Consider the following 21577-nt stretch of genomic DNA (forward strand, 5'->3'; position numbering starts at 1 on the left):
TTTTCCTCCATTTTTAAAATGTTGGTGGATTTACCACCCAAAGAGCTTTTGCTCTTTTATCTGAATTATTTTTAAATCTATGTTTTTGACTAGATTTAAAATAAAAACTATCCCCTTCATGTAGTGAATGAACCGCTTCCTCTATATATATGTCTAAACTTCCCTCAAGGATAAATATAAACTCCTCTCCAGGATGTGTGTAATAACTTCTTCCGCTCTCTCCACCTGCTCCTATTTCATATAAAATAGGTTCCATACTTTTCTCTATATTCGAAGATGTTAACAAAGATATAGTCGTATTTGAATCTACACTTTCCACAAACTTTCTCTCTTTTGCCCTTATTAAGTCTGAATTTTTTTTAACCTCTTCATCTTCTATTAAATAACTAACCCTTACATCCAATGAATTGGCAATTTTTTTTAAATTTTCTATTGAAGGAGATGCTTTTCCCTGTTCAATTTGTGATAAAAAGCTTGCTGATAAATCTACCATTGTTGCTAATTCTCTTAATGATAATGATTTTTCATTTCTGCTTTTTTTTATTCTTTCTCCTATACTCACTACTGTTCATCCTCCTCTAATATTTTATAAAGTTCAAATAGACTATGGAGAACTGCTTTTTGTCTGATTCGACTTCTATCACCTTTAAAGTTAAATTTAAAAGTTGATATTTTATCTTTTACTCTAATTCCTACATAAACAAGTCCTACTGGTTTTTCTTCTGTTCCCCCTGTTGGCCCAGCTATTCCTGTTGTTGAGATTGCTATATCTGTATCTAATCCTAAAACCATTCTTTCTGCAACCTCTTTGCTTACAGCTCCATACCTATCTATTGTATTTTTATCTATATTTAGTCTTTTTACTTTAGAAAAATTACTATAAGAAACTATTCCCTCTTCAAATATTTCTGAAACTCCAGGTATCTCTATAAATTTAGCTGCTAATAATCCACCAGTACACGACTCTGCAACTGAAATTGTATAATTTCTATTTTTTAACAAATTTATTATTTTGTTTTCTAATGTTTCTTTATCTTCTCCGAATATGTTCTCACCTATACTATTATATATCTTTTCTTTAATTTTTTCTACTGTGTTTTTATTAGATTGTGTACTTTGCATTCTAACTATTATACCATAATCTTTTACTAAAAACTCATATTCTATATTTGGATTTATAAAATATTGTTTTATTTTTTCTTCCAAATGAGATTCTGGTATCCCTATAACAATTAAATCTTTTATATATATTGGATCTATATTTATTTTTTTTGTATTAAAATAAAATTCTAAAAATTTAGGAAACATATCATATAACTCTTTTGGAACTCCTGGAAAAGCAACTATATCGTCTATAAAAAAGGCAGGTGCCATACCTACTCCATTTTTTATAGATATTGACCCTTCTGGTTTTTCAACTTCCTTGTGATTTTTATCTAAAAATTTTATATTTAAAGTTTCAAATTTATTTTTTAAATCTAAAAGTTCGTTTTTTTCAACTATAAGTTTTTTGTTCAAAAATTTACTTATTGCTAATTTTGTTAAATCATCATCAGTAGGTCCTAATCCACCAGAAACTATCACCAATTCACTATTTTTTTTTGCAAATACCAATGTTTCCATGATGTCTTTCAGTGAATCTCCTACTGTCAATTTATACGCTATTTTCATTCCATATTTATTCAACTCTTCAGCCATATATAAACTATTTGTATCTGCTGTGCCTCCGTTTAATAGCTCTGTTCCCACTAATATCAAGCTACATCTCATTTCTAATCAACCCCATTAAAAAAATATAGTCCAAATACAAACCATCAAGAAATTTCCAATTACTCCTGCTAAAAAATCATCTAATACTACTCCTATTCCATTTCCAAAAAATTGGGATTTATATATTGGACCTATCTTTGTTATATCAAAAAATCTAAATATAACAAATCCAATTACAATTGCCATTGATGTTTGAAAAATTCCAACTGGATTTATTAGAAATAATGTTGTTAAAAATCCTAGTACTTCATCTATTACTACTGCCTGTGGATCTTTTTCTTTATATATCTCTCTTTCTGCAATATCAGATACATAAACTGCCACTGCAAAAAATGTCATTAAAAACATAAAGTAAAAAGAGTTATATATCATATTGTTTGGAAACATTTTTTTTAACATCACTAATCCTATATAGATTGGTATTCCTCCTAAAGTTCCAAACGTTCCTGGGGCTACAGGCATCTCTCCCAATCCAAATACTGTGGCTAAATTCTTAACTGTTCTTCTCTTCAACTAAAACACCCCTTTTTCATAGTTATACACTCTATATTCACCATATCCATCCAAGACAGATTTAATTTCTAACTCTGATTCCGTTGTAAATTCTAAAACAAGTTCTGAAATACCTAATTTTTTTAAATATTCTTTATCTTTTAAAATATTTAATGGTTTTTCTAAATATATCTCACTAGCTCCTATAGCATTTTTTAAAACAGTAAATCTATCCCCTTGTTCATTTATAATCTCACTTTGTTCTTTTTCAAATAATGGAAGTTCTGTATACATAGCTCTTGGTCTTCCGTATACCAATACCGCTTTTTTTATCTTTGTTTCTCCAATTTCTTCTAATCTTTTATAACTTATTTCTGGCGAGACTATTATTGTATCTATTTTTTCTAAAGATGAAAAATGTTCAAAAGCATAACGGTTTGAGATGTTCATATTCCAACCCATAGTTATCTTCGAGTTTTTATTTTTCAAGGCTTGATAAAGATTTGTTGCCATTTTATTTGTTAGATCTATATCTTTTAAAATACCTTCTCTTGCTACATCATATCCTTTAAAATAAATTTTCTCTATTCCCAATTCCTTCAATATTTTTGCTTGATTCTCCGTTGAAACAATTGCTGATAAAATCATGTCTTTTTGAACCGGTACTTTTCTTTCTAGTTTTTTTATTTTTTCAAAATCAGACTTTCTATAGCTTAAAACCAATTGTTTTGAAAGGCTTGATATAGAATCTCTTTTAAGTTGCTTTAATAAAGAAATTGGTAGGAATATATCTTCATCAATATCAATATCTATAACTTTTCCAACAAATGTAGTATCTCCAATTTCTAATATTTTTTCCTCTATACTACTTTTTGAAGTTGCTTTATTCTTTGCCTTTTCTAATATATTTTCACTTTCTAAAAAAATATTTATTTTTTTATTTCTATTGTTGTAAGTAGCTACTTCTATTCTTGCTTTTTCTCCAACTTTAGCTTTAAATTCAAATTCTACTAATTTTTTTTTGTCCACTACTTTCAATCTATTTTCTGTTAGGTCACTAACCTCTTTAGAATAGTTCCTAAAAATATACTTTGTCCCTTTAGGTGTATCTTTAATAATTATTATTTCATTTTTTTCTGCTGTTTTCTTCACTTCTTTATCTAGGGTTTCTATTTTATTTATATAGGTTCCACCTAAGTTTTCATAATTTTTAGATAAATAAATTATTCCATCTCCTAAAACTATTCTTTCACTAAGCTTTAACTCTCTTCCTTTTAGAATTCCTAATTCTTTTCCTATGTTACTAGCAAAATTAGGATTTATTAAATTAGCCCTGTTGCTATAAAAATATCCTTTACTGTATCCCCTATTAAAAATATGTGAACTTTTTTCTTCAACTATTTTCCCATCAATTAATTCTTTATAATAAGAAACTGTTTGAAAAACATAGTTGGGCTCCTTCATTCTTCCTTCTAATTTTATACTGTCTATTCCTATTTCTTTTAATTTTTGAATCTCTTCATATCCATAAAATTGATCTTTGGGACTTAAAAGATACTTGCTTTCATTCTCTTCTGACATATATTTTTTTCTACAAGGTTGTGCACACATCCCTCTATTTCCACTACGACCACCTATAAAACTACTCATATAACAATTTCCAGAATAAGACACACATAAAGCTCCCGAAACAAATATTTCAAGTTCAATATCTGTTTTCTCTCTTATCTGTTTAATTTCTTCAAAACTTAATTCTCTTGGCAAAACAACTCTTTCAAAACCTATAGATTTCAAATAATTTGCTTCTATGTGATTAGCGATTGTCATTTGAGTACTTCCATGCAATTCTAGCCCTGGATAATTTTCTTTTATAAATTTAGCTAATCCAAAATCTTGAACTATTACAGCATCTAAACCATGCTTGTAAAGTTCTTTTAAGTTTATAGATATTGCTTCTATCTCCACATCCATCATTATTGTATTCAAAGTTAAAAAAACCTTTACCCCTCTTAAATGAGCGTAATCAATAGCCTCTTTATATTCTTCTAATGTTAAATTTACCGCATTCCTTCTTGCTCCAAATCCTTTTATTCCCATATATATTTCATCTGCACCTGCTTTTATTGCTGCATGAAATCTTTCAATACTTCCCGCTGGGGCTACAATCTTCATATTTTTCCTCTCTTATTCTTTCTATTAAAGCAAATACTTTATTCTCTAACTCTTCTAAACTTCCATTATTTTCAATAATTATATCTGCTTTCTTTAATTTTTCTTCTCTTGGCATTTGTTTTTCTAGTATTTTTTCTATAAATTCACTACTCAAACTATCTCTTTTTTTAACTCTTTCTATCTGAATTTTAGAATCTATATCTACCACTATCACTTTATTACATAAACTCTCTAAACCAACTTCAAATAGAAGAGGTATATCAAAAACTACTATTTCTTTTTTCTTTAAAAATTTTTCACTTAAACTTTCATAATATCTTTTTACTTTCGGATGAATTATTCCATTTAAAATTTTTAGTTTTTCATCATCACTAAAAATCTCTTTTTTCAATAATTTTTTATTTGTTTTATTACCTATTATAAACTTATTTCCTAATTTTTCTTTTATTTCCTCTTTTACTTCTTTTAATTCCAGTATATCTTTAGCTATTAAATCCGCATCAAAAACTTTTATTCCAACTGAATTTAGAATTTTACTCACTGTCGATTTTCCACTTCCTATTCCACCAGTTAATCCTAATATCATAATTGATCTCCTTTTAAAGAATATATTATATTCTATCATATTTTCTAGGTTTTTTTATAAAAAAAAATGGGTGAAATATAATTTCACCCATGGTTTTATCTTATTAAGCACCTGCTACTTCTTTAGCTATTGGACCTTTATTTCCCTCTTCAACAACAAAAGAAACTCTTTGTCCCTCTTCTAAAGTTCTAAACCCATCCCCAATAATTCCTGTGAAGTGTACAAAATAATCTTTTCCCTCTTCACATGTTACAAAACCAAATCCTTTTTCTTTGTTAAACCATTTTACTGTTCCTTTTAACATTTTAACCTCCGAATATAATAAAGTAATATAAGTCCCCCTAGGCACTTTATGGCTATATTATACCCTAATATTATTATAATTGCAATACATATTGTTTGTTTTTTGAAGAAAAAAATAAATTATTAATCACTATTTTCAGTTTTTTTTAAATATATATATTTATTTTTGTTTGAATATAATAATGTTATATAAATAAAAAAAAGAGATTGATTAATCAATCTCTTTTTAAGAATTAGTATTAAACTAATTCGATTATAGCCATCTCAGCAGAGTCTCCTCTTCTTACAGAAGTTCTCATTATTCTTGTGTATCCACCATTTCTTTCAGAATACTTTGGAGCTAAGTCATTAAATATCTTAGCTACAGCCTCTTCACTTCTTAAAAATGCGAATGCTTGTCTTCTATGTGCAAGAGTTCCTTTTTTACCAAGAGTAACCATTCTCTCAGCAAACTTTCTAAGTTCTTTTGCTCTAGTAACAGTAGTTTCTATTCTATCTGATAAAATTAGAGATATTGTTAAGTTCATTAACATAGCTTTTCTATGGTCAGCTCTTCTCCCTAACTTTCTATATGATTTATTGTGGTTCATTAGTCAGTTAGCCTCCTTATCTTAATTATTCTACAGATCCATTTCCATTAAGATCGAACCCAAGTTCTTTCATTTTTTCAAGGATCTCATCCAGTGATTTTCTTCCTAGATTCTTTATTTTTAGAAGTTCATTCATTGACATTTTTGCCAATTGTCCAACCTCTTCAATTCCTGCTTTCTTTAAACAGTTAAATGATCTAACTGTTAAATCAAGTTCTTCAATTCTAGTATTCATTATATCATCAACTTTATTTACTGATGCTGGAGTTTCCTCCTCTTCCTCAAGATCTACTCTTAAGTGATCCATTTTGTTTCCTAAATCTAGGAAAGGATCTAAATGATACTTTAGAAGCTCTATAGCATAAGAAACAGCGTCTCTTATCTCTACACTTCCATCAGTTTCTATATCTAAAGTTAACTTGTCGAAATCAGTCATTCTTCCAACCATTGTATCCTGAACTGAGTAAGATACTTTTTTAATTGGTGTATATATAGCATCTACTGCTATAAAATCTACAGCCCAATCTTTTTTCTCTATCTCTTCAGCAACAACAAATCCTTCACCAGTATCAACTATAAATTCCATATCGATCTCTCTATCTGTAGTTAATGTACAGATAATTTGATCTGGATTTACAATCTCTAATCCGATATCTGGTATTATATCAGCAGCTGTAACAGTCTTAGGTCCCTTTGCAGAAAGAGTCATTTTTCTTTCTCCAGCAGTTTCTGCCTTTATTACTACCTCTTTTACATTCAATAAAATTTCCGTTACAGCTTCCTTAATACCTTCCATAACTGAAAATTCACTTAGTACTCCATCAATTCTAACACCTTTGATTGCAGCACCTGGTATCGATGATAGTAAAACTCTTCTCAAAGCATTACCAATTGTATGTCCATATCCTCTATATAAAGGTTCTATAACATATTGACCTGAAAAGTCACTTGTTTTTAATTCGGTAATGTTAATACCCTTAGCATGTTTTTCTATTTTTAACATTTAATCAACTCCTGTCAAAGGATTTATTATCTTGAGTAGAACTCAACTATTAAAGCCTCATTTAAATCGTAATCTAAATCGTCTTTAGTTGGGTTCTGAAGAACTTTTCCTGCGAAGTTAGCTTTATCTAACTCTAACCATGCTGGAACTGTTTTCTCTTCTACTGCAGCCTTTATGATCTCTAAATTTTTAGAGTTCTCGATTACAGATACTACATCCCCTGCTTTTACTCTATAAGATGCAATGTTAACTTTTCTTCCGTTAACTGCAATATGTCCATGAGACACAACTTGTCTAGATTGTCTTCTAGTTTTAGCGAAACCTAGTCTATAAACTACGTTCTCTAATTTTCTTTCTAAGTACTGGATTAAAGTTAAACCTGTAACTCCATCCTTTCTTGAAGCCTCATCATATAATTTTCTGAACTGCTTCTCCATTACATTGTATATAAATTTAGCCTTTTGCTTTTCCTTTAACTGAATTGCGTATTCAGTAGGCTTTTTGTTTGCGTTTGGTCTTGGCCCTCTATTTGAAGATTTGTTAACTCCTAAAACCACTGGGTCGATTCCTAGAGCTCTACATTTCTTTAAAACAGGCTGTCTATTTCTTGCCATCTCTTTTTTGTTCCTCCTTCACTTAATAATTTCTCTACAATAATGAGCTTGAATATTGAGTTAATTACACTCTTCTTCTTTTTGGTGGTCTACATCCGTTGTGTGGAACTGGAGTTACGTCAGTAATCTTTGTAACCTCTAATCCTGCTGCCTGAAGAGATCTGATACATGCTTCTCTTCCTGATCCAGGTCCTTTCACTTTTACTTCAACCTTTTTCATTCCGTTCTCCATTGCAATATGAGCTGCTTGCTCTGCTGCGATTTGAGCCGCAAATGGAGTTCCTTTTTTAGTTCCCTTGAAACCAGAAGTTCCTCCTGATCTCCAACTTACCACTTTACCATCCACATCAGTAATTGCTACTATTGTGTTATTGAAAGTTGAGTGTATATGAGCTATTCCTGCTGGAATATTTTTCAATTTCTTTTTAACTTTAGCTACTTTCTTCTTAGCCAATTTAAGCTACCTCCTTACGATAAAATTCCGTTTTTTACTATACTACAATTAGCTTAAAACTATCTTTTTATAGGTTTTTTAGGACCTTTTCTAGTTCTTGCATTTGTCTTTGACTTCTGTCCTCTTACTGGTAAGTTCATTTTATGTCTTGAACCTCTGTAACATCTGATGTCCATAAGTCTCTTTATTGCAAGTCTGATCTCTTTTCTAAGATCTCCCTCTACTTTTACACCTTCAACAATGGCTCTGATTTTATTTAACTCTTCTTCTGTTAAATCCTTTACTCTAGTGTCAAAGTTTACTCCTGCTTCTGTTAAAACTTTTTGTGAAGTTGGTTTTCCAATTCCGTAAACATAAGTTAAAGCGATTTCCACTCTCTTATTTCTAGGAATATCTACACCTGCGATTCTAGCCAAAATTCGTTCCTCCTCTTCCGAAAATTTTTATATATCCGTCAGTATATCAACCGACTAAGACTTTCTTCGGTATGCCTCTTTCGAGTATGAGCTCTACAGCCTAACATACCTTTACAGTACTTCCCATGTCAGTACTAGTTTTGTAAAACTTTTCAAGTTATCCTTGTACTTGTTTGTGCTTAGGGTTGTCACAGATAACTCTGATCTTCCCGTGTCTCTTGATAACTTTACATTTGTCACAAATAGGCTTAATTGATACTCTTACTTTCACTTAATTACCTCCTCTCGTGATCATAACTTTACTTTTTTCTGTATACTATTCTTCCCCTAGATAAATCATAAGGAGAAATTTGTACCGTTACTTTGTCTCCAGGTAAAATTTTGATATAATTCATTCTCATTTTACCAGAGATGTGCCCTAAAATTGTGTGTCCGTTTTCTAACTCTACTTTAAACATCGCGTTTGGAAGGGCCTCTAATATAGTTCCCTCTAATTCGATAACATCCTTTTTCGACATACTACCTCCTATCGAACAGAAATTCATATTATTTTAACATTTATTTTACAAAAAGTCTAGATAAATTTTGTATTTTTTGTGTTTTAAAACACCTTTATAATCAATATTTTCCTAGTCTAGTTCAGTTAAAATAACTGGTTTTCCGTCTACTATTGCAACAGTGTGCTCAAAGTGAGCCGATCTCTTCCCATCCTTTGTAACAACTGTCCATCCATCGTTAGTTATATCTATCTTATAACTACCTACATTCACCATAGGTTCTAATGCTAAAACCATTCCGTTTTCTATTTTTATACCTCTTGCTTTTCTTCCGAAATTAGGTATACATGGATCTTCATGCATTGCTTTTCCAACACCATGTCCTGCAAAATCTTTTACAACGCTAAAACCATTGGATTCTACATATTTTTGAATTGCATTTCCTACATCTCCCAATCTATTTCCTGCAACCATTTGTTCAATTCCAATTCTTCTAGCTTCTTTCGTAACATCAATTAATTTTTGAGATTCTTCATCAATTTTACCGACAGGATAAGTTATAGCAGAATCTCCGTAGTAACCATTCATTCTTGCAACTACATCCACACTCACTATATCTCCATCTTTTAAAATTTTATCTTTTTTAGGAACGCCATGTACAACCTCTTCATTCACAGAAATACAAGATCCAGCTGGATATGGGTTAATTGGTCCACCAACACCCACTGTTGCCAATTCAGCTCCATTTTCTATTAAATATTTTTCAATTATATCATTTAGCTCCGCAGTTGAAACTCCCGATTTTATATATTGAGGTAAAACCTCTTTATATAATCTTGCTATTAACTGACAAGGTTTTTTTATTTCTTCAATCTCTTCTAATGTTTTTAATATAATCATATTCCAATCCTTTCTAGGCTCTTAATTATCCTAAAATAGCAAAGACTTCCTTTGTTATATCATTGATATTTTTAGTTCCATCTATTTCAAACATAACTCCTCTTTGAGCATAAAAATCAAATAGTGGAGCTGTCTGTTCATGATAAGCTGTCAATCTATTTTCAACAGTCTCTTTATTGTCGTCTTTTCTTAATATTAAGTCTGAACCACAATAATCACATTTTCCATCTATTTTTGGAGGATTATTCTCTATATGGAAAGATGCACCACAATTAGGGCATACTCTTCTTCCAACAACTCTTCCAACTATTAATTCATCTGGAACATTTAAAGATATAACTTTATCTAAATTCATATTCAAATCTTTTAATAAAATTTCTAAAGCTTCTGCTTGAGCTAATGTTCTTGGAAATCCATCAAGAATAAATCCTTTCTTACAATCTTCTTCAGAAAGTCTATCCTTTATTATTCCTATGATTGTTGAATCTGGAACTAATTTTCCTTCATCCATAAATTTTTTAGCTTCCATTCCCATTGTTGTTCCTTCTGAAATAGCTGCTCTTAGCATATCTCCAGTTGAAATTTGAGGAATACCATATTTATCTATTATGAATTTTGCTTGAGTTCCTTTCCCTGCACCAGGGGCTCCAAATAACATTATATTCATTTTTTCCATCTCCTTTATCCTTTTAAATAAAAATGGCACGACTTATGCCGTGCCAAGATTTTATAAAAATCCTTTATACTCTTTCATGATAAGATGAGCATCTATCTGTTGTACTGTATCCAGAGCAACTCCAACAACTATTATAATTCCAGTTCCACCGAAAAATATCGGTAGTCCAAAGGCTTTAAATAGTACCATTGGTGCTATGGCGATTAAAGCTAAAAATATAGCTCCTCCCCAAGTTATTCTAGTTACGACTCCTTCAAGATAATCAGCTGTATCTGCTCCAGGTCTAATACTTGGAATCGTACCTCCACCTTGCTTTAAATTTTCTGCAACCTTTTCAGGATCGAAAACTATTGAAGTGTAGAAGAACGAGAAGAATATAATTACAGCAGCATATAGTATTAAATATACAGGATGCTGGTCACTAAATATTCTAGCAAGTACTACTTTCCCAGAAAACTCTCCTGGAAGAATATTTACCACTAAAGAAGGTATCATCATAACCACTGAAGCAAAAATAACTGGCATTACACCTGAGCTATTTAGTTTCAATGGAATATATGAATTTTGACCCATTCCATTATTTCCAGCAAATCCTCTTCCAACATAGTGAACTGGTATTTTTCTTTGTCCCAACTGGAACACAACAATTCCTGCAATAGTTAATATTGCAGCAATCCCCACTAATAACAAAACAGGAATAAGAAACTTACTCCCTCTCATATCTTGTATAGTTTGGATAACCGCCCCCGGTGCTCCAGAAATAACATTTAAAAATATTAGTAGCGAAACTCCATTACCTATCCCTTTGATAGAAATTTGTTCCCCTACCCACATTAAAAATATTGTTCCAGCCGTTAACGTTGCTATCGTTGTTAAGAAAAATGTTACCCCTGGTGTTGTTACTAATCCTACTGATTGTAACCAAGTACATACTCCAATTCCTTGAACTATGGCTATTACAATTGTCAGATATCTAGTCCATTGAGTGATCTTGTTTCTTCCAGATTCTCCCTCTTTTTGAATTTCTTCAATTTTAGGAATAATTACTGCTAGTAAACTAAATACAATTGATGAATTGATATAAGGAACAATTCCCAATGCAAATATTGATACTCTTTGGAAAGCCCCACCTGAGAACATATTAATATAGCCTAGCAAATCGCTTTGTGCAGTCATTTGAGCTAAACGATCAATGTCCACACCAGGAGCAGGGATATAAGTCCCTACCCTAGCTACTAGGAACATTAATAAGGTGAAGATGATTCTCTCTCTCAGTTCTGGAATTTTAAATATACCTCTAAGCTTCGTTTCAAACTTTTCAATTAAACCCAAAATTCTTCACCTCACATTGAAATAACAAGCGTTAATTACTGGTTATTTTTTGCTACATCAGCAAAAGTTTTAACTTCAAGTATTTCTACTGAACCACCTTTTGCTTCGATAGCTGCTTTCGCAGAAGCAGAAACTTTATGAGCTTTTACAGAAACTTTCTTTTCAAGCTCTCCATTTCCTAATACTTTGATTCCAGCAAGAGTTTTTTTGATTACACCAGCAGCTACTAATAACTCTGGAGTTACCTCAGTTCCCTCTTCGAATCTATTTAAATCACATAAGTTTATAATTGCATAATCTTTTCTGAATAATGCATTCGAGAATCCTCTTTTTGGAGTTCTTCTGTATAAAGGCATTTGTCCACCCTCGAAGTAAGGTTTTACCCCTCCTCCTGATCTAGAGTTTTGACCGTTGCTTCCTTTTCCAGCAGTCTTTCCTAAACCTGAAGATTCTCCTCTACCTATTCTTTTTCTAGCTTTTCTTGGTACAGAAGGCTTTAATTCATTTAATTTCATAGATTATTGCACCTCCTCTACTTTTATTAGGTAAGAAATTAGAGCAATCTTTCCCATTAACTCTGGAGTCACATTGTGCTCTCTAACATCATTCATCTTCTTAAGCCCTAGCGACTTTGCAGTAGCTATATGGTTAGGCTTTCTTCCGATTATGCTTTTTACAAGCTCTATTCTAAGCTTTGCCATCTTTATTTACCTCCTAGCTTAAGATTTCCTTTACTTCTTTTCCTCTTAATGCTGCAACCTCTTCAGCAGTTCTTAATGCTGCTAAACCTTCGATTGTAGCCTTTGCAACGTTATGCTTGTTTCTTGATCCTTTGATTTTTGTAAGGATATTGTGTACCCCTGCTAATTCAAGAACCTCTCTACAAGATGACCCTGCGATAACTCCAGTACCTTCGTAAGCTGGTGCCATCCAGATAGATGTTGCTCCCCACTTACCAACGATTTCGTGAGGAATAGTAGTTCCTTTTAAAGAAACCTTTACCATACTTTTCTTAGCAGAAGCGATTGCTTTTCTGATTGCATCAGGTACACCATTCGCTTTTCCTAAACCTATTCCAACATTTCCTTCAGCGTCTCCTACAGCAGCTAAAACTGAGAAAGATATTGTTCTTCCTCCTTTAGTTGTCTTAGAAACTCTAGAAATTTTAAGTAATTTCTCTTGAAATTGTTTTTCTTCTTTAACTAACTTAGACAAGTTAAGTCCTCCTCTCTACAAGAATTAGAATTTAAGTCCTGCTTCTCTTGCAGCCTCTGCAAGGGCAGCTACTCTTCCTGTGTATTTATATCCAGATCTGTCGAATACTACAACAGATATCTCTTTTGCTACAGCTCTCTCAGCGATTGCTTTACCAACAAGCTTAGCAGACTCGATGTTCCCACCATGCTTTACATTCCCTTTGATCTCTTTATCGATTGTAGATGCAGAAACTAAAGTTACTCCATTTACGTCATCAACTAGTTGAGCAAAGATGTTGTTGTTTGATCTATATATAGAAAGTCTTGGTCTCTCAGCTGTACCAGAAATTTTATTTCTGATAGATAAGTGCTTTCTTCTTCTAATAGCGTCTCTATTAACTTTCTTAAACAACGTTTTAACCTCCTTATTCAGCACACTAGTCATTTTAAACTAGTATTATGATTTCTTACCTTCTTTTCTTCTGATTACCTCATCAGAATACTTAACTCCTTTTCCTTTATAAGGCTCTGGAGCTCTTTTCGATCTGATGTCAGCAGCAACTTGTCCTACTACATCCTTCTCGATTCCTTCTATGTGAATAGTTGTGTTCTTTTCAACTATCATTTTGATTCCATCTACAGCTTTGATTATAACTGGGTGAGAATAACCTAAAGCCATCTCTAATCCGTTATCTTTCTCTGCTGCTCTGTATCCAACTCCAACTAATGTAAGAGATTTCTTGAATCCTCCAGAAACTCCTAAAATCATGTTGTTTATAAGAGCTCTTGTTGTTCCATGTATAGCTCTTACTGCTGGTAAATCATTTGGTCTTACAACGTTTATTTCGTTGTTTTCCATATTTATTGTTAACTCTTCGTTAAACTTTTTAGTTAAAGTACCTTTAGGACCTTTTACAGTAACTACATTTTCAGCAGCTATTGTAACTTCTACCCCAGCAGGTACCACTATGATCTTTTTACCTACTCTTGACATATGGCTACCTCCTAGTTTTTACCAAACGAATGCAAGAACTTCTCCACCAACGTTATCTCTTCTAGCAACTCTATCAGTTACGATTCCTCTAGAAGTTGAAACGATAGCGATTCCTAAACCTGATAATACTCTAGGCATATCCTCTACAGAAGAGTAAACTCTTCTTCCTGGCTTAGAAATTCTCTTGATTCCTTTGATTACTCTTTCTCTTCCATCATACTTTAAATACACTCTTATATTCTTTTTATTTCCATCTGTTACTATCTTAAAGTTAGAAATATATCCCTCTTCTTTTAAAATCTCAGCGATTCTCTCTTTTATGTTAGAGTGAGGAACATCTGTTTTCTCATGCATTACAGCATTTGCATTTCTAACTCTTGTTAACATATCTGCAATTGGATCTGTTAAAAACATCTATTAAATCCTCCTTTCATCAATTACCAAGATGACTTCGTTACACCTGGGATAAGTCCAGCACCTGCTAATTGTCTGAACTTAACTCTCGAAATTCCGAATTCTCTCATGAATCCTCTTGGTCTTCCATCTAATTGACATCTATTTTTCTTTCTAACATCCGAAGAGTTCTTTGGTAACTTGTTTAGCTCGAACATAGCTTCCATGTCTCCCTCATTGATTCTCTTCTTCAGTTCAGCTCTTTTTTCAGCATATTTATCACATAAAGTAGTTCTCTTAACTTCTCTAGCGATCATTGACTTTTTAGCCATTTAACTTTAACCTCCTCACTATTACTTTTTAAAAGGCATTCCAAATGCCTTAAGTAAAGCTCTTCCTTCTTCATCTGTTTTAGCTGAAGATACTATAGTGATAGACATTCCTAAAAGCTTGTCAACTTTATCAAACTCGATCTCAGGGAAAACTAATTGATCTCTTAATCCTAGAGAATAGTTTCCTCTTCCATCAAATGAATCAGCTGGAACTCCTTCGAAGTCTCTTACTCTTGGAAGAACTACATTTACTAATCTATCTAGAAAATCGAACATTCTCTCTTTTCTTAAAGTAACTTTTGTACCGATTGGCATTCCTTCTCTTAACTTAAATCCAGCTTCTGATTTTTTTGCTTTTCTTACAACTGGTTTTTGTCCTGAAATTATTGCTAAATCTCCCATAGCAGCATCGATTAACTTAGCGTTTTGAGTTGCCTCTCCAACACCCATGTTGATAACGATTCTGTCTAATTTAGGACATTCCATAACGTTAGATAATCCTAACTCTTTTACTAAGTTAGCAACTATTGTTTCGTTATATAATTTGTGATATCTAGAAACGTATTTAGACACTTACGTTCTCCTCCTCTCTTATAAAGTCTCTCCAGATACTTTAGAGTATCTTACTTTTTTACCGTCCACAAACTTGTAACCAACTCTTGTTGGTTTCCCAGCTTTCTCATCAAATAACATTACTTTTGAAGAGAACATTGGAGCTGGTTTAGTTACAACTCCACCTTGTGGGTTTATTTGTGAAGGTTTCATGTGCTTAGTAACCATGTTGATATTCTCAACTACGATTTTACCTTTGTTAGGAAATACTTTTACAACTTTCCCTGTTTTACCTTTATCTTTTCCAGATATTACGAAAACTGTATCACCAGTTTTCACATGTAATGACTCTGGTACGAATTTAATCTTAGGTTTAGCCACGACAATTAGCCTCCTCTCTCAATTATATTACTTCTGGAGCTAGTGAAACTATCTTCATGAAGTCTTTAGCTCTTAATTCTCTTGCAACAGGTCCAAAGATTCTTGTTGCTTTTGGGTCATTGTTATTGTTTAAAATAACTCCTGCGTTATCATCAAACTTTATGTATGATCCATCTTCTCTTCTTAATTCTTTTCTAGTTCTAACAATAACTGCTTTAACTACGTCTCCCTTTTTAACGTTTCCACCAGGTATTGCTTCCTTAACTGATGCCACAACAATGTCACCGATTCTACCGAATCTTCTTCTAGACCCTCCAAGAACTCTTATAACCATAAGTTTTTTAGCTCCCGAATTATCAGCAACATTAAGGATAGTTTGTTGTTGTACCATTAAAATATCCTCCTCTCAACAATAATTTGAATTATTATCTTGCTTTCTCTATAATATCAACTAGTCTCCATCTCTTATCTCTAGATAATGGTCTAGTTTCCATGATTCTTACTTTATCTCCAGCTTGAGCTACATTGTTCTCGTCATGTGCTTTAAACTTTGTAGTCTTTTTAACTCTTTTTTTGTAGATTGGGTGTAATGTTGTAGTTTCGATAGCAACAACTATTGTTTTGTCCATCTTATCTGAAACAACTATACCTTCTCTTACTTTTCTTTCGTTTCTCAAGATTTTGACCTCCTCTTCTTAAGAATCTATATTAACGTTAAAGATTATCTTTCGTTTAATATAGTATTTATTCTTGCGATCTCTCTTCTTACTTCTCTTATCTTAGCAGTGTTAGTTACTTGTCCTAATGATAGTTGAAACTTTAGGTTGAATAATTCTTCCTTAAGCTCTTTACACTTTACTACTAAGTCTTCAGTAGATATTTCTCTTATTTCCTTAGCTCTCATTAGTTCTCACCACCGTTCTCTCTTTTTACAATCTTACATCTAATAGGAAGTTTCATAGTAGCTTTTCTTAAAGCTGCTAATGCTTTCTCCTCAGTAACACCAGATACCTCGAATAACATTCTTCCAGGTTTAACTACTGCTACCCAACCTTCTACATTTCCTTTACCTTTACCCATTCTAACTCCAGCTGGTCTAGCAGTTATTGGTTTATCAGGGAATATTCTGATGAAAGTTTTTCCTTCTCTTTTGAATGTTCTGTTGATTCCAACTCTACAAGACTCTATTTGTCTGTTAGTTATCCAAGCTGGCTCAAGGGCTTGTAATCCGTAATCTCCGAAAGCAACAGTGTTACCTCTTTGAGCTGTACCCTTCATTCTTCCTCTAAACATTTTTTTATGTTTTGTTCTTTTAGGCATTAACATGATTACGCTTCCCCTCCTTCCTTCTTAGTTGGAAGTACTTCACCGTGGAAGATCCAAACTTTGATTCCAAGAGCTCCATACGTAGTGTGAGCTGTTGCTGTAGCATAGTCAATGTCTGCTCTTAATGTGTGTAGAGGTACTTTCCCTTCTACTACCCACTCAGATCTTGCGATCTCAGCACCATTTAATCTTCCAGAAACCATAACTTTGATTCCTTTTGCTCCAGATTTCATAGCTCTCATTACAGCTTGGCTTACTGCTCTTTTGTACGCTACTCTTTTCTCGATAGATGTAGCTATATTTTCAGCAACTAAAGTTGCATCTTTGTTAAATTCTTTTACTTCTTGAACTTTAACTGTAATTTTTCTTCCAGTTAACTTCTCAAGTCTTGCTCTTAAAGATTCAATTTCAGAACCTTTTCTTCCAATTACTATTCCAGCTTTAGCTGTGTATATTAAAACTACAACATGTGATGGAGAAGTTCTCTCGATTTTTACCTTCGAAATCCCCGCGTGGAAGTAGCTCTTCTTGATCATTTCTCTGATCTTTATATCCTCATGGAAGAACTTTGCGTATTCTTTTTTATCTGCATACCAGATAGATTCCCAAGTTCTTGTTATACCAAGTCTCAGTCCTCTAGGGTCTACTTTTTGTCCCACAGTCTTACCTCCTTACTACTTTTCAGACACTGCCACAACAATGTGTGCTGTTGGTTTTCTTATTATATCCGCTCTTCCCATCGCTCTTGGCATTATTCTCTTAAGCGCTGGTCCGTCGTTTATCATTATAGTTGATACTACTAACTTTTCCTCATCCATATTGAAGTTGTTAGTTGCATTAGCAATTGCTGATGCTAGTGTTTTCTTTATAAATCTAGCCGCTTTTTTGTTAGTAAATTCTAACGTATCTAAAGCTTCTAATGCTGATTTTCCTCTCACTAAGTCTGCTACAAGTCTAGCTTTTCTTGGAGATAATCTTACGAATCTAGTTATTGCTCTAGCTTCCACTAGTCCAACCTCCTTTTCATACTATCGATTTATATTAAATCGATTTATTTTTTCTTTTTCTTTTTGTCAACACCGTGACCATAATATGTTCTTGTCGGTGCAAACTCTCCTAGTTTATGTCCAACCATTTGCTCAGTTACATGAACTGGTATGTGCTTTTTACCGTTGTAAACACCAAATGTCAATCCTATAAAGTTAGGGAATATTGTTGATCTTCTAGACCAAGTCTTTATTACCGCTTTTATATTCTCAGTAGCTACTGCTTCCTCAACTTTTTTCATTAAGTGGTGGTCACAAAAAGGTCCTTTTTTTAATGATCTAGCCATTACCTATTAGCCTCCTCTCGAAAATTACTTTTCGTTTCTTCTTCTTACGATAAACTTGTCCGAAGTTTTTCTTCCTCTTGTTTTAACACCATGAGCTGGTTTACCCCAAGGAGTCATTGGAGATTTTCTTCCAACAGGAGCTTTACCTTCTCCTCCACCGTGTGGGTGATCACAAGGGTTCATTACAGATCCTCTTACATGAGGTCTTCTTCCTTTGTGTCTATTTCTTCCAGCTTTTCCTAGTGAAACTAGGCTATGCTCAGAGTTTCCTACTTCACCGATTGTTGCCATACATTCTCCGTGAACTAATCTTAATTCACCTGATGGTAACTGAACGTGACAGTAAGTTCCTTCTTTTGCAACTAGTCTTGCTGCAGTTCCTGCAGATCTAACTAATTGTCCACCCTTTCCTCTTTGTAACTCAACGTTGTGTATCTGTGATCCAACAGGCATCTCTTTTAATTTAAGAGCATTTCCTGGCTTTATTTCAGCATTTGAACCAGCCATTACGATATCACCTTTTTTAAGTCCTTTTGGAGCAAGAATATATCTCTTCTCTCCGTCTGCGTACGATAGTAATGCAATGTTTGCAGTTCTATTTGGATCGTACTCAAGTGATACTACCTTTGCAGGTACATCTAATTTATTTCTCTTAAAGTCGATGATTCTGTAAAGTCTTTTGTGTCCCTTTTCTCTATTTCTACATGTTCTGTGTCCATAGTTATCTCTACCATAAGCAGATTTTAGTGGTGTCGTTAAAGACTTTTCAGGTCTAACTTTATCTAAATCTTCGTTAACTAATCTAGACATGTGTCTAGTTCCATTAGTTATAGCATTTAACTTTCTAATTGCCATTTCTGTTAACCTCCAAAATTTTCCTGACCTATAACTATCTTTAGCTTTCATCCTTAATACAAAGAATTAAACTTCTAATTATTATTGAAATTAAACTTCTGCGAAGTAAGTTATTGTGTTTCCAGCAGCTAATTTAACAATAGCTTTCTTTTTAGCTTGAGTTTTGTAAAGTTTCATTCCGTGTCTCTTAGTCACAGGCTTTACGTTCATAGTAGCTACAGACTCAACAGTTACGTTGAATATTGTTTCGATAGCTTTTCTGATCTCAATCTTGTTTGCTTTAGGACTTACTTCAAATGTGTACTTGTTGTAATCTCTTCTTAAGATTTCAGTCTTTTCAGTGATTACAGGCTTCTTTACGATATCGTAAGCAGTCATTATGCAAGCACCTCCTCGATTGTCGTTAACGCTTCCTTAGTAACGATAACTTTCTCTTGCTTTAATAACCAGTAAACTCCAATCTCATTTGGTTGAAGAACTACTGCGTTCTCTAAGTTTCTAGCTGATAAATATAAATTGTAATCAGCTTCTGTAGCAAGGTCATTTACAACAAATAATTGCTTTGTGTTTGCTGTTAAAGCATTTGTTAAAGCGATTATTGTTTTTGTTCTTGGAGTTTCTATAGTTCCATCAAGAACTAAGATTTCTCCAGCAGCAACTTTCGCAGAAAGTGCTGATCTTAAAGCAAGATTTCTTACTTTTTTGTTTACTTTTTTCTCGTATGATCTTGGGTGTGGTCCGAAAGTAACTCCTCCACCTACCATGTGAGGTGCTCTGATAGAACCTTGTCTAGCTCTTCCAGTTCCTTTTTGTTTAAAAGGTTTTCTTCCTCCACCTTTAACCATAGCTCTAGTTTTAGTAGCTGCAGTTCCTTGTCTAGCAGCTGCTAACTCTGCAGTCAATACTTCGTGTAAAACTGCTTTATTAGGCTCGATTCCAAATACAGAATCTTTAACTTCTACAGTACCAGTTTGGTTACCTGCTAAGTCATATATGTTTAAAACTGCCATTATTTTCCTCCTTCCTCATCTACTAACTAATTATTTTTTTACAGCCGGCTTAACAACGATATAACCGTTCTTAGGACCTGGTACTGCACCTTTAATTAGTAGTAAGTTGTTTTCTGCGTCAACTTTAACAATTTTTAAATTTTGAACTGTTACAGTTGCATTTCCGTATTGTCCAGCCATTTTCTTGTTCTTAAGAACTTTTCCAGGCCAAGATGACATTCCTATTGATCCTCCAAGTCTATGGTTTCTAGATACACCATGAGTTGCTCTGTTTCCAGAGAAGTTATGTCTCTTCATAACACCCGATGTTCCTTTACCTTTTGAAGTTCCTGTAATGTCTACGAAAGCAACCTCTGCTAAAGTGTCAACTTTAATTTCTTGTCCAAGTTCGATCCCTTCTACTGAATCTACTTTTAGTTCTTTAACAAATCTTAAAGGTTTAACTCCAGCTTTATTAAAGATTCCCATTAATGGCTTTGTAGTATTTTTTTCTCTTTTTTCATCAAAACCTAATTGTAAAGCTGAATAACCATCATTCTCTACAGTCTTCTTTTGAAGTACGAAGTTAGGTCCTGCTTCAACTACTGTAACTGGAATAAACTTTCCATTTTCGAAAATTTGAGTCATTCCAATTTTTTTAGCTAAAATTCCTGACATGTGTTTTACCTCCATCAAATAATATATTGGTTGACAACTTGCCCTCGTGGTTCCACCACTTTTCTTTAAAAAAAAACGCCAACTTGTATTATTCTGTAAGGATAATTTAATTCTTCAATTAGCATCAAATTACCCGAAAATCAGCTGTTTGCTTTTTTTTAGAATCTTCTTAAAACAATTAAGCTTGCTTTATTTCAATTCCAACACCAGCTGGTAAGTTAACTGCTGTTAAAGAAGCAATTGTCTTAGGGTTAGAGTTTTTAATCTCAACCATTCTTCTGTGTACTCTCATCTCGAATTGTTCTCTCGAGTCTTTGTTTACGTGTACTGATCTTAGTACCGTGTATTTCTTGATTTTTGTAGGCAGTGGCATTGGTCCTGCGATCTCTGCACCAGATTTCTTAGCAACCTCCACTATCTTCTTAGCTGACTGATCTAATAAAGTGTGATCATAAGCTTTTAAGTAAATTCTTAACTTGTTAGAAGCCATTTTACCTTTCGCACCTCCTTAAAAGTTTCGATTAAAAGAATTAAATAATTCTTTTGTACACTCTGGTAATTATACCATATTTTTTACAAAAAGCAAATGTTTTTTGTTTATATACAAAAGTTTTTTTGAGCTTAATAACAATAATATAGAAGGGGTTAATTCCCCTTCTATATTGAACTAATTTTCACTAGTTCTAAAAATAAGTTAGATTACTTAGTAATTTCTGCTACAACTCCAGAAGCTACTGTTCTTC

At 33.0% G+C, this 21577-nt stretch carries 37 protein-coding genes; all 37 read right to left on the bottom strand.

What is annotated here, in order from left to right:
• Positions 1 to 13: 13 nt before the first annotated feature.
• The 37 genes from Q0V67_RS06940 to rpsJ all read right to left on the bottom strand — a co-directional run bounded on the left by Q0V67_RS06940 (position 14) and on the right by rpsJ (position 21324).
• Complete coding sequence (locus Q0V67_RS06940) at positions 14 to 562, bottom strand: cupin domain-containing protein (RefSeq protein ID WP_297598209.1); 549 nt, start codon at positions 560 to 562, stop codon at positions 14 to 16.
• A complete protein-coding gene (locus Q0V67_RS06945; protein ID WP_297598210.1) occupies positions 562 to 1770 on the bottom strand; it encodes a CinA family nicotinamide mononucleotide deamidase-related protein in 1209 nt (402 codons plus the stop codon). Before Q0V67_RS06945 ends, Q0V67_RS06940 begins: the two co-directional genes overlap by 1 nt.
• Before the next feature lie 15 nt (positions 1771 to 1785).
• Positions 1786 to 2232, bottom strand: coding sequence for a phosphatidylglycerophosphatase A (locus Q0V67_RS06950; RefSeq protein ID WP_297598243.1), 447 nt, complete (start codon positions 2230 to 2232; stop codon positions 1786 to 1788).
• Between the two features lie 51 nt (positions 2233 to 2283).
• Positions 2284 to 4434, bottom strand: coding sequence for a U32 family peptidase (locus Q0V67_RS06955; RefSeq protein WP_297598211.1), 2151 nt, complete (start codon positions 4432 to 4434; stop codon positions 2284 to 2286).
• A complete protein-coding gene (gene coaE, locus Q0V67_RS06960; protein WP_297598212.1) occupies positions 4403 to 5020 on the bottom strand; it encodes a dephospho-CoA kinase in 618 nt (205 codons plus the stop codon). The genes Q0V67_RS06955 and coaE overlap by 32 nt, the downstream gene beginning before the upstream one ends.
• Before the next feature lie 103 nt (positions 5021 to 5123).
• Positions 5124 to 5324: a cold-shock protein gene (locus Q0V67_RS06965; RefSeq protein ID WP_297598213.1), complete on the bottom strand. Its 201-nt coding sequence runs from the start codon at positions 5322 to 5324 to the stop codon at positions 5124 to 5126.
• A 238-nt stretch (positions 5325 to 5562) separates the two neighbouring features.
• On the bottom strand, positions 5563 to 5913 hold the full coding sequence (rplQ, locus tag Q0V67_RS06970) for a 50S ribosomal protein L17 (protein ID WP_297598214.1): 351 nt from the start codon (positions 5911 to 5913) through the stop codon (positions 5563 to 5565).
• A gap of 25 nt (positions 5914 to 5938) precedes the next feature.
• On the bottom strand, positions 5939 to 6916 hold the full coding sequence (locus Q0V67_RS06975) for a DNA-directed RNA polymerase subunit alpha (RefSeq protein WP_297598215.1): 978 nt from the start codon (positions 6914 to 6916) through the stop codon (positions 5939 to 5941).
• 26 nt (positions 6917 to 6942) lie between these two features.
• Positions 6943 to 7530 carry a 30S ribosomal protein S4 gene (gene rpsD, locus Q0V67_RS06980; RefSeq protein WP_297598216.1) on the bottom strand — a complete coding sequence of 196 codons (588 nt, stop codon included), beginning with the start codon at positions 7528 to 7530 and terminating at the stop codon, positions 6943 to 6945.
• Between the two features lie 64 nt (positions 7531 to 7594).
• The gene (gene rpsK / locus Q0V67_RS06985; RefSeq protein WP_297598217.1) at positions 7595 to 7984 is read right to left on the bottom strand and encodes a 30S ribosomal protein S11; all 390 of its coding nucleotides are present in this window, start codon (positions 7982 to 7984) and stop codon (positions 7595 to 7597) included.
• A 59-nt stretch (positions 7985 to 8043) separates the two neighbouring features.
• Positions 8044 to 8400, bottom strand: coding sequence for a 30S ribosomal protein S13 (gene rpsM / locus Q0V67_RS06990; RefSeq protein ID WP_185875524.1), 357 nt, complete (start codon positions 8398 to 8400; stop codon positions 8044 to 8046).
• 157 nt (positions 8401 to 8557) lie between these two features.
• A complete protein-coding gene (rpmJ, locus tag Q0V67_RS06995; protein WP_185875523.1) occupies positions 8558 to 8671 on the bottom strand; it encodes a 50S ribosomal protein L36 in 114 nt (37 codons plus the stop codon).
• A gap of 28 nt (positions 8672 to 8699) precedes the next feature.
• Positions 8700 to 8918, bottom strand: coding sequence for a translation initiation factor IF-1 (gene infA, locus Q0V67_RS07000; RefSeq protein ID WP_040407300.1), 219 nt, complete (start codon positions 8916 to 8918; stop codon positions 8700 to 8702).
• A 111-nt stretch (positions 8919 to 9029) separates the two neighbouring features.
• Entirely contained in the window at positions 9030 to 9797 is a 768-nt protein-coding gene (gene map / locus Q0V67_RS07005) for a type I methionyl aminopeptidase (protein WP_297598218.1), read from the bottom strand.
• A 25-nt stretch (positions 9798 to 9822) separates the two neighbouring features.
• The gene (locus Q0V67_RS07010) at positions 9823 to 10464 is read right to left on the bottom strand and encodes an adenylate kinase (protein ID WP_297598219.1); all 642 of its coding nucleotides are present in this window, start codon (positions 10462 to 10464) and stop codon (positions 9823 to 9825) included.
• Positions 10465 to 10524: 60 nt separating this feature from the next.
• The gene (secY, locus tag Q0V67_RS07015; RefSeq protein ID WP_297598220.1) at positions 10525 to 11805 is read right to left on the bottom strand and encodes a preprotein translocase subunit SecY; all 1281 of its coding nucleotides are present in this window, start codon (positions 11803 to 11805) and stop codon (positions 10525 to 10527) included.
• A 35-nt stretch (positions 11806 to 11840) separates the two neighbouring features.
• On the bottom strand, positions 11841 to 12320 hold the full coding sequence (rplO, locus tag Q0V67_RS07020; protein WP_297598221.1) for a 50S ribosomal protein L15: 480 nt from the start codon (positions 12318 to 12320) through the stop codon (positions 11841 to 11843).
• 3 nt (positions 12321 to 12323) lie between these two features.
• The gene (gene rpmD, locus Q0V67_RS07025; protein WP_047384421.1) at positions 12324 to 12506 is read right to left on the bottom strand and encodes a 50S ribosomal protein L30; all 183 of its coding nucleotides are present in this window, start codon (positions 12504 to 12506) and stop codon (positions 12324 to 12326) included.
• A 13-nt stretch (positions 12507 to 12519) separates the two neighbouring features.
• The gene (rpsE, locus tag Q0V67_RS07030) at positions 12520 to 13020 is read right to left on the bottom strand and encodes a 30S ribosomal protein S5 (RefSeq protein ID WP_297598223.1); all 501 of its coding nucleotides are present in this window, start codon (positions 13018 to 13020) and stop codon (positions 12520 to 12522) included.
• A 24-nt stretch (positions 13021 to 13044) separates the two neighbouring features.
• Positions 13045 to 13413, bottom strand: a complete 369-nt coding sequence (gene rplR / locus Q0V67_RS07035; protein WP_185875517.1) for a 50S ribosomal protein L18 — start codon at positions 13411 to 13413, stop codon at positions 13045 to 13047.
• A gap of 45 nt (positions 13414 to 13458) precedes the next feature.
• Complete coding sequence (rplF, locus tag Q0V67_RS07040) at positions 13459 to 13995, bottom strand: 50S ribosomal protein L6 (protein WP_297598225.1); 537 nt, start codon at positions 13993 to 13995, stop codon at positions 13459 to 13461.
• An 18-nt stretch (positions 13996 to 14013) separates the two neighbouring features.
• On the bottom strand, positions 14014 to 14409 hold the full coding sequence (gene rpsH, locus Q0V67_RS07045) for a 30S ribosomal protein S8 (protein ID WP_297598226.1): 396 nt from the start codon (positions 14407 to 14409) through the stop codon (positions 14014 to 14016).
• 23 nt (positions 14410 to 14432) lie between these two features.
• On the bottom strand, positions 14433 to 14720 hold the full coding sequence (rpsN, locus tag Q0V67_RS07050) for a 30S ribosomal protein S14 (RefSeq protein ID WP_297598228.1): 288 nt from the start codon (positions 14718 to 14720) through the stop codon (positions 14433 to 14435).
• A 21-nt stretch (positions 14721 to 14741) separates the two neighbouring features.
• Entirely contained in the window at positions 14742 to 15293 is a 552-nt protein-coding gene (rplE, locus tag Q0V67_RS07055) for a 50S ribosomal protein L5 (protein WP_297598230.1), read from the bottom strand.
• 18 nt (positions 15294 to 15311) lie between these two features.
• Complete coding sequence (gene rplX, locus Q0V67_RS07060) at positions 15312 to 15653, bottom strand: 50S ribosomal protein L24 (protein WP_297598232.1); 342 nt, start codon at positions 15651 to 15653, stop codon at positions 15312 to 15314.
• Between the two features lie 22 nt (positions 15654 to 15675).
• Complete coding sequence (gene rplN, locus Q0V67_RS07065; RefSeq protein WP_297598234.1) at positions 15676 to 16044, bottom strand: 50S ribosomal protein L14; 369 nt, start codon at positions 16042 to 16044, stop codon at positions 15676 to 15678.
• Between the two features lie 34 nt (positions 16045 to 16078).
• Positions 16079 to 16330, bottom strand: a complete 252-nt coding sequence (gene rpsQ / locus Q0V67_RS07070; protein ID WP_297598236.1) for a 30S ribosomal protein S17 — start codon at positions 16328 to 16330, stop codon at positions 16079 to 16081.
• A gap of 44 nt (positions 16331 to 16374) precedes the next feature.
• Positions 16375 to 16557, bottom strand: a complete 183-nt coding sequence (gene rpmC, locus Q0V67_RS07075; protein ID WP_023050812.1) for a 50S ribosomal protein L29 — start codon at positions 16555 to 16557, stop codon at positions 16375 to 16377.
• The gene (gene rplP, locus Q0V67_RS07080) at positions 16557 to 16979 is read right to left on the bottom strand and encodes a 50S ribosomal protein L16 (protein WP_297598238.1); all 423 of its coding nucleotides are present in this window, start codon (positions 16977 to 16979) and stop codon (positions 16557 to 16559) included. The genes rpmC and rplP overlap by 1 nt, the downstream gene beginning before the upstream one ends.
• A 2-nt stretch (positions 16980 to 16981) precedes the next feature.
• Positions 16982 to 17638, bottom strand: coding sequence for a 30S ribosomal protein S3 (gene rpsC / locus Q0V67_RS07085; protein ID WP_297598240.1), 657 nt, complete (start codon positions 17636 to 17638; stop codon positions 16982 to 16984).
• A 15-nt stretch (positions 17639 to 17653) separates the two neighbouring features.
• Positions 17654 to 17986 (bottom strand): 50S ribosomal protein L22, encoded by a 333-nt coding sequence (gene rplV, locus Q0V67_RS07090; RefSeq protein WP_023050809.1) that lies wholly within the window; start codon positions 17984 to 17986, stop codon positions 17654 to 17656.
• 44 nt (positions 17987 to 18030) lie between these two features.
• Positions 18031 to 18312 carry a 30S ribosomal protein S19 gene (rpsS, locus tag Q0V67_RS07095; RefSeq protein WP_023050808.1) on the bottom strand — a complete coding sequence of 94 codons (282 nt, stop codon included), beginning with the start codon at positions 18310 to 18312 and terminating at the stop codon, positions 18031 to 18033.
• Positions 18313 to 18336: 24 nt separating this feature from the next.
• On the bottom strand, positions 18337 to 19167 hold the full coding sequence (gene rplB / locus Q0V67_RS07100; RefSeq protein ID WP_185875507.1) for a 50S ribosomal protein L2: 831 nt from the start codon (positions 19165 to 19167) through the stop codon (positions 18337 to 18339).
• Positions 19168 to 19257: 90 nt separating this feature from the next.
• Positions 19258 to 19545 carry a 50S ribosomal protein L23 gene (gene rplW / locus Q0V67_RS07105; protein WP_185875506.1) on the bottom strand — a complete coding sequence of 96 codons (288 nt, stop codon included), beginning with the start codon at positions 19543 to 19545 and terminating at the stop codon, positions 19258 to 19260.
• A complete protein-coding gene (gene rplD, locus Q0V67_RS07110) occupies positions 19545 to 20177 on the bottom strand; it encodes a 50S ribosomal protein L4 (protein ID WP_297598242.1) in 633 nt (210 codons plus the stop codon). Before rplD ends, rplW begins: the two co-directional genes overlap by 1 nt.
• A 30-nt stretch (positions 20178 to 20207) precedes the next feature.
• Entirely contained in the window at positions 20208 to 20834 is a 627-nt protein-coding gene (gene rplC, locus Q0V67_RS07115) for a 50S ribosomal protein L3 (RefSeq protein ID WP_185875504.1), read from the bottom strand.
• A gap of 178 nt (positions 20835 to 21012) precedes the next feature.
• Positions 21013 to 21324: a 30S ribosomal protein S10 gene (gene rpsJ / locus Q0V67_RS07120; RefSeq protein ID WP_023050803.1), complete on the bottom strand. Its 312-nt coding sequence runs from the start codon at positions 21322 to 21324 to the stop codon at positions 21013 to 21015.
• Positions 21325 to 21577 lie beyond the last annotated feature (253 nt).

It is taken from the genome of uncultured Cetobacterium sp., from assembly GCF_947072685.1.
Taxonomy (GTDB): Bacteria; Fusobacteriota; Fusobacteriia; order Fusobacteriales; family Fusobacteriaceae; genus Cetobacterium_A.

What these genes read in the sequence shown, in the direction of transcription:
- Q0V67_RS06950 (WP_297598243.1), bottom strand. Translation starts at nt 2,232, where the DNA reads ATGCCTGTAGCCCCAGGAACGTTTGGAACTTTAGGAGGAATACCAATC.
- rpsD (WP_297598216.1), bottom strand. Translation starts at nt 7,530, where the DNA reads ATGGCAAGAAATAGACAGCCTGTTTTAAAGAAATGTAGAGCTCTAGGA.
- Q0V67_RS07010 (WP_297598219.1), bottom strand. Translation starts at nt 10,464, where the DNA reads ATGAATATAATGTTATTTGGAGCCCCTGGTGCAGGGAAAGGAACTCAA.
- rplB (WP_185875507.1), bottom strand. Translation starts at nt 19,167, where the DNA reads ATGGCAATTAGAAAGTTAAATGCTATAACTAATGGAACTAGACACATG.
- Q0V67_RS06945 (WP_297598210.1), bottom strand. Translation starts at nt 1,770, where the DNA reads ATGAGATGTAGCTTGATATTAGTGGGAACAGAGCTATTAAACGGAGGC.
- Q0V67_RS06955 (WP_297598211.1), bottom strand. Translation starts at nt 4,434, where the DNA reads ATGAAGATTGTAGCCCCAGCGGGAAGTATTGAAAGATTTCATGCAGCA.
- rplC (WP_185875504.1), bottom strand. Translation starts at nt 20,834, where the DNA reads ATGTCAGGAATTTTAGCTAAAAAAATTGGAATGACTCAAATTTTCGAA.
- rpmD (WP_047384421.1), bottom strand. Translation starts at nt 12,506, where the DNA reads ATGGCAAAGCTTAGAATAGAGCTTGTAAAAAGCATAATCGGAAGAAAG.
- rpsS (WP_023050808.1), bottom strand. Translation starts at nt 18,312, where the DNA reads ATGGCTAGATCATTAAAAAAAGGACCTTTTTGTGACCACCACTTAATG.
- rpmC (WP_023050812.1), bottom strand. Translation starts at nt 16,557, where the DNA reads ATGAGAGCTAAGGAAATAAGAGAAATATCTACTGAAGACTTAGTAGTA.
- rpsH (WP_297598226.1), bottom strand. Translation starts at nt 14,409, where the DNA reads ATGTTTTTAACAGATCCAATTGCAGATATGTTAACAAGAGTTAGAAAT.
- rpsJ (WP_023050803.1), bottom strand. Translation starts at nt 21,324, where the DNA reads ATGGCTTCTAACAAGTTAAGAATTTACTTAAAAGCTTATGATCACACT.
- rpsN (WP_297598228.1), bottom strand. Translation starts at nt 14,720, where the DNA reads ATGGCTAAAAAGTCAATGATCGCTAGAGAAGTTAAGAGAACTACTTTA.
- rplD (WP_297598242.1), bottom strand. Translation starts at nt 20,177, where the DNA reads ATGGCAGTTTTAAACATATATGACTTAGCAGGTAACCAAACTGGTACT.
- map (WP_297598218.1), bottom strand. Translation starts at nt 9,797, where the DNA reads ATGATTATATTAAAAACATTAGAAGAGATTGAAGAAATAAAAAAACCT.
- rplN (WP_297598234.1), bottom strand. Translation starts at nt 16,044, where the DNA reads ATGGTACAACAACAAACTATCCTTAATGTTGCTGATAATTCGGGAGCT.
- rplP (WP_297598238.1), bottom strand. Translation starts at nt 16,979, where the DNA reads ATGTTAATGCCTAAAAGAACAAAACATAAAAAAATGTTTAGAGGAAGA.
- Q0V67_RS06975 (WP_297598215.1), bottom strand. Translation starts at nt 6,916, where the DNA reads ATGTTAAAAATAGAAAAACATGCTAAGGGTATTAACATTACCGAATTA.
- coaE (WP_297598212.1), bottom strand. Translation starts at nt 5,020, where the DNA reads ATGATATTAGGATTAACTGGTGGAATAGGAAGTGGAAAATCGACAGTG.
- Q0V67_RS06965 (WP_297598213.1), bottom strand. Translation starts at nt 5,324, where the DNA reads ATGTTAAAAGGAACAGTAAAATGGTTTAACAAAGAAAAAGGATTTGGT.
- rplQ (WP_297598214.1), bottom strand. Translation starts at nt 5,913, where the DNA reads ATGAACCACAATAAATCATATAGAAAGTTAGGGAGAAGAGCTGACCAT.
- rplW (WP_185875506.1), bottom strand. Translation starts at nt 19,545, where the DNA reads ATGACTGCTTACGATATCGTAAAGAAGCCTGTAATCACTGAAAAGACT.
- rplO (WP_297598221.1), bottom strand. Translation starts at nt 12,320, where the DNA reads ATGAAATTAAATGAATTAAAGCCTTCTGTACCAAGAAAAGCTAGAAAA.
- infA (WP_040407300.1), bottom strand. Translation starts at nt 8,918, where the DNA reads ATGTCGAAAAAGGATGTTATCGAATTAGAGGGAACTATATTAGAGGCC.
- rplF (WP_297598225.1), bottom strand. Translation starts at nt 13,995, where the DNA reads ATGTCAAGAGTAGGTAAAAAGATCATAGTGGTACCTGCTGGGGTAGAA.